At 66.4% G+C, this 1,176-nt stretch carries 1 protein-coding gene; it reads left to right on the plus strand.

The features are described 5' to 3' along the window. The coding region (gene tuf / locus BLW43_RS22750; protein WP_093257245.1) for an elongation factor Tu at positions 1-1,176 on the plus strand (1,176 nt) is incomplete at its 5' end.

The raw sequence follows: 1,176 nt of genomic DNA on the forward strand, positions 1-1,176 counted from the left end.
ATGGCTAAGGCGAAATTCGAGCGGAACAAGCCGCATGTCAACGTGGGCACCATTGGCCACGTCGACCACGGCAAGACGACGCTGACGGCGGCGATCACGAAGTATTTCGGCGACTTCAAGGCGTACGACCAGATCGACGCGGCGCCTGAGGAGAAGGCGCGCGGCATCACGATCTCGACGGCGCATGTCGAGTACGAGACGCCTGCGCGGCACTACGCGCATGTCGACTGCCCCGGCCACGCCGACTATGTGAAGAACATGATCACGGGCGCCGCGCAGATGGACGGCGCGATCCTCGTGGTCAACGCCGCCGACGGCCCGATGCCGCAGACGCGCGAGCACATTCTGCTTGCGCGCCAGGTTGGCGTTCCGGCGCTGGTGGTGTTTCTCAACAAGGTCGACCAGGTCGACGACGAGGAACTTCTGGAGCTGGTCGAGATGGAGGTGCGCGAGCTGCTCTCCAGCTACGACTTCCCCGGCGACGACATCCCGATCGTGAAGGGCTCGGCGCTGCACGCGATGAACGGCACGCAGCCCGAGATCGGCGAGACGGCGATCAAGGCGCTGATGGAGGCGGTGGACACCTACATCCCGACGCCGGAGCGGCCGATCGACCAGCCCTTCCTGATGCCGATCGAGGACGTGTTCTCGATCTCGGGCCGCGGCACGGTGGTGACGGGGCGCGTCGAGCGCGGCGTCGTGACGGTGGGCGAGGAGATCGAGATCGTCGGCATCCGCGCCAACCGCAAGACGATCTGCACGGGCGTTGAGATGTTCCGCAAGCTGCTCGACCGCGGCGAGGCGGGCGACAACATCGGCGCGCTGCTGCGCGGCATCGGGCGCGAGGACGTGGAGCGCGGCCAGGTGTTATGCAAGCCGGGCTCGGTGAAGCCGCACACGAAGTTCGAGGCCGAGGCCTACATCCTCACCAAGGAGGAGGGCGGCCGCCACACGCCGTTCTTCACCAACTACCGGCCGCAGTTCTACTTCCGCACGACGGACGTGACCGGCACCGTGTCGCTGCCCGAGGGCACCGAGATGGTCATGCCGGGCGACAACCTGAAGTTCGAGGTGTCGCTGATCGCGCCGATCGCCATGGAGGAGAAGCTCCGCTTCGCCATCCGCGAAGGCGGCCGCACCGTCGGCGCCGGCGTCGTCTCCAAGATCATCGAGTAA

The sequence above is a fragment of the Rubrimonas cliftonensis genome, assembly GCF_900107585.1.
Taxonomy (GTDB): domain Bacteria; phylum Pseudomonadota; class Alphaproteobacteria; order Rhodobacterales; family Rhodobacteraceae; genus Rubrimonas; species Rubrimonas cliftonensis.